Here is a 3,896-nt window from a genome sequence, read left to right as displayed (position 1 = left end):
TAGTTTCCTGGCCACCGTGCTGTGTACCCGTAGACGTAAATACGCTACCCACTTTGCCGATCAGGCCACCGTCAAGCCACAATCGACCTGTCTGATCAAGAAAGTTGCGCATTTGTGCGCACATATTGCCGAAGCGTGTAGGCGTGCCGAAAATAATGGCATCATAGTTTGGTAGTTCATCTACGGTCGCAATTGATGCTGGCTGATCAAGCTTGGCACCGACCCTTCGTGCTACTTCATCCGACATAAGTTCGGGGACGCGTTTAACGGCAACCTCGGCATTCTCAACGTTGCGTGCACCTTCAGCTACTGCGTTCGCCATAATTTCGATATGACCATACATGCTGTAATACAAGACAAGAATTTTCGCCATGCGACACCTCCGATTTCTGAGATTGTTAACTAAAACTTTCACAAAATCTGATAGTACTCTTTTTTTATTATGTGTAGGAGTAAAAATTCGGAAGCGTTCTTTTAAACTTTTCCTATATACGCCAGCTTGGCTGCGCGTTGCCCTCAATACATTGACGATCACGTTGACCGAAGATAGCGACATCGCTGCCGCTACAGAATAAAAATCTTATATTTTGCAAAGATATCCTATGGTTTTTCCGTTTAAATAATCTTTAAGGAGCGATTAAATATGCCTTTATTCTTGTTTATCTTGCTGATATAGTGCTTAGAATTATTTCCTTTGCTTTATTGGTTTAACGTTTAAACCAATTGCCAATCAGTCAGTTGGATGGTACATCCAACAGTAAAAGGACTAAGCAATATGTTCAATTTAGGCTCCATGCTCAATTTAGGCTCCACTGAGCCGGTCGTAGGCAAGGCGCATACAATAGTAGAATGCCCAGCCAGTGAGATTTTCCAGTATCTCGGAGAAGGTTTGTTCGAGAATTACCCCAAATGGTCTCCAGAGGTTAAAGAGCTTGAACAAATCACTCCTGGGCCGGTAAAACTGGGAACTGAAGGGCGGCAAGTGCGTGTTGATCAGGGGCGCCGCACAGAATCCAAATTCAAAATTTCTACGTATGAACCTGGTGTGCGTTTGACGCTTATTGGAGTATCTGACCCTTACCGCTGTACGTATGAATTGCAGGCTATTGATCCAGAAAATTCAACCAAGGTAACATTTTCTTTTGAACTGCTCGAAATTTTGGCAATTATGCGGCCTTTTGAAGGGTTAGTTCGAGTCGCCATAAAGGATGGTGCCGAGCGAACGGTTCAGAATATCAAGCGCTTGGTCGAAGCAGAAAAATCCAAGAAAGCCTCGATTAGTCAAGAATCACTTTAAATCATGCGGCATAGCATCTAAGTATTTAATAATAATCACTTGATTTGGGTGTTTTAACCCAGCTAAAGTTAAAGGAGGAGTGATGGCACAAGATGCTTTTTCTAACGCTCAGTTACCACGAGTCGATGATCGTCCGGTGTGGGATGTGGTCTTTGCGGTTTATGGTTATCCGGCATTGCTGCTGGCGCATCGGCTAAAAGTCTTTGCTTTGCTTGCAGCGGGTCCGCGAACAATGGAAGATATTTGCAATTCATTAAATATCAAGCAACGCCCAGCAGAAGCAATTCTGACGGTCGCGACTACATTGGGTTTCCTGTCGCTACAGGAAGGACGTTATTCTCTGACTGCAGTGACCGAAGAATATTTGCTGGAGAAGAGCCCCTACTACTTTGGTTTCTTCTGGGATCTGATGATCGATAATTATCAGGTGTGTTCTTTTTCAACACTGGAAAAGGCAATTCTCACAGATACTCCTCAGGTTTATGGCGGCGGTGATATTTTTAAATCTCATGAAGAGCAGATCGAATTACTGCACCGCTTCACGCGCGGAATGCACAGCTTCAGCATAACCTCAGCATTCGTTTGGCCTGAGGTCATGGATTTTTCCCAGCATCGGGTGATGCTTGATGTGGCAGGAGGCTCAGCTGCTCATTCGATTGGTGCGGCATCAAAGTTACCAAATCTGAAAGTTATATTTCTGGATTTTCGTCAGGTATGCGAAGTGGCTCAGGAATATATTAATCAATATAGCCTGCAGGAGCGGATTAAAACACAAGAAATTAATATCTGGAGTGACCATTGGCCATCGGCTGATCTGCATTTTTTTTCAGATGTCTATCACCATTGGATGCCGGAAAAGTGTCATTTTCTGACCGCAAAGAGTTTCAATAGCCTTGAATCCGGCGGACGCATTGTGATTCATGAAATGCTCTATAACGATGAAAAAAATGGTCCTTTTGCATCCGCTGCTTACAGTATGATAATGATGGGCTGGACCGAGGGTAAGCAATACTCCGGTCTGGAATTATCAACTATGCTACAGGAAATTGGCTTTGAGGACATTCAAATCCACAAAGCCTTCGGCTACTACAGTATCGTAACTGCGCGAAAACCCTAGTTCTTGCTAAAATTACTATAAGATGTGCGTTAAGGTTTGGTTTACGCTTTTAATCTCTGCAAACGTCGTATTCAGTGTGAATTTTTAGTAAACACCTTACTTTCCAGATATTAATTGTTAGTATCCGTGCCACCATTTACTTGCGAGGCGAGAGCTGTAGCAAGACTTTTGAGTTTGTCTTGATCTTCAAGTCCGTCGAGAAATCGTTTCGGAATACCAGAGAAACCTACTTGGGCACCTACAAGCGCACCAGTGAGAATAGCGCGGGCTTGATTTTGCCCTCCACCATTGACCGCATGAAGCACAGCGGATTCGAAATCGTTCCGGAAACGAGCAGCAAGATAATAGGCAGCAGGGAGTTGGTGATAAATGGCGCAGGGCATGCCGTACACAATCGATACCTTCCACGCCGGTTCTATGCATATATCTGCATCTGCCGCAGCTTCAGCCATATAAGACGGCGTGAGCAGGGCGTCTGGTGAGGCGAATCGTCCGGCACGTGGCGGATCGGGATCACCTGGGCGCGGCGGTTGTAAATCGGCAAAAGTGACTGCATGAAAGGGTAGCTTCCCGGATTTTACCAATTCCATCAATTTCCCAGATAGCGTTTTATCCAGCGCATGTCCCCGTATCAGCATGCCCAGTACCGCTGCATAAGCAACAGTCATCGAGATCACGGTATCATCACTCTGGGTAAGGCGGGTATTTCTGGCAACTAGGGTGGCAAGCTCAGCAGGCTGAAATGCATAACGGACGGCTAAAGCAAGCGTGCGCTCAATCGCTTCCGTGGTGTCAGCATGCCCTCCCGTTTTCCCCCAGGGCAATTTTTGCTCTACTCGGCACCGCCATGCATGACGGATCGATTGGCTGGTGTAACCGCCCGGTCCGCTCATCGGTGTGCCGTCGAGAAACGGAAACAACTCTTCATCCATTCGACGGCAAAAATCCGCCTCATCATATCCGCAGTGTTCAACGAGGGATTGAAGCGTGAGCGTAAGAATAATACCAGCTTGAGAGAGCTGGCCGGCCTTGCGTCCACTATGATATCGGCCAGGTTTGGGATCGGTATAGGTAGTAATCCATTCCCCGTAGTCACGTCGAAGTTCAGCGAGATCATAATACCAATGAGGGCCGAGAGCCAGAGCATCACCGATAAAAGCCCCCATGATGGCACCGGCAGCGCGTTCTTGTGTGCTTGTGTTTGTCATGATGATCCTTATTAAATCAAATCAAATAATATGCAAATAATTTATAGAATACCAGAGACTTAATGTGTCCAATCCCAAATTTTTTTCTATATATGCAATTCCAGCATTCCTTGTCAGTTTTTTTAATGTTATTTGCCTGGCTAGGGGTAGTTGTCTCGCGTCAATTATCTTGGCCGCTTTGGCGACAATTATGATGGTCGGTTGAGTTTATCCCAGATTTTCCATTAGAACTTTCTAAGGAGAGAAGACGGGCTTAAATTTGATGGGCAAATCA

The 3,896-nt window shown here is 45.5% G+C and carries 4 protein-coding genes; 2 read left to right on the top strand and 2 right to left on the bottom strand.

Going from position 1 to position 3,896, the window contains the following annotated elements; translation table 11 throughout:
• A partial coding sequence (wrbA, locus tag C7H79_RS16570; RefSeq protein WP_119983678.1) for an NAD(P)H:quinone oxidoreductase occupies nucleotides 1-373 on the bottom strand: 373 nt, incomplete at its 3' end.
• 402 nt (nucleotides 374-775) lie between these two features.
• Here wrbA and C7H79_RS16565 point away from each other — a divergent pair.
• Both C7H79_RS16565 and C7H79_RS16560 read left to right on the top strand, forming a co-directional pair.
• Nucleotides 776-1,297, top strand: coding sequence for an SRPBCC family protein (locus C7H79_RS16565; protein WP_106708349.1), 522 nt, complete (start codon nucleotides 776-778; stop codon nucleotides 1,295-1,297).
• Nucleotides 1,298-1,379: 82 nt separating this feature from the next.
• The gene (locus tag C7H79_RS16560; RefSeq protein WP_106708348.1) at nucleotides 1,380-2,414 is read left to right on the top strand and encodes a methyltransferase; all 1,035 of its coding nucleotides are present in this window, start codon (nucleotides 1,380-1,382) and stop codon (nucleotides 2,412-2,414) included.
• A 110-nt stretch (nucleotides 2,415-2,524) separates the two neighbouring features.
• Here C7H79_RS16560 and C7H79_RS16555 read toward each other — a convergent pair whose 3' ends face one another.
• Nucleotides 2,525-3,622: an ADP-ribosylglycohydrolase family protein gene (locus C7H79_RS16555; RefSeq protein WP_106708347.1), complete on the bottom strand. Its 1,098-nt coding sequence runs from the start codon at nucleotides 3,620-3,622 to the stop codon at nucleotides 2,525-2,527.
• Between the last annotated feature and the right edge of the window lie 274 nt (nucleotides 3,623-3,896).

Source organism: Nitrosomonas supralitoralis, assembly GCF_003011925.2.
In the GTDB taxonomy this organism is placed as follows: domain Bacteria; phylum Pseudomonadota; class Gammaproteobacteria; order Burkholderiales; family Nitrosomonadaceae; genus Nitrosomonas; species Nitrosomonas supralitoralis.
Note: the sequence above shows the minus strand (reverse complement) of the source record. Positions and strands in the feature narration are given on the sequence as shown.

Coding starts and splice junctions, on each gene's coding strand:
- C7H79_RS16555 (WP_106708347.1), bottom strand. CDS start 3,622: ATGACAAACACAAGCACACAAGAACGCGCTGCCGGTGCCATCATGGGG.
- C7H79_RS16565 (WP_106708349.1), top strand. CDS start 776: ATGTTCAATTTAGGCTCCATGCTCAATTTAGGCTCCACTGAGCCGGTC.
- C7H79_RS16560 (WP_106708348.1), top strand. CDS start 1,380: ATGGCACAAGATGCTTTTTCTAACGCTCAGTTACCACGAGTCGATGAT.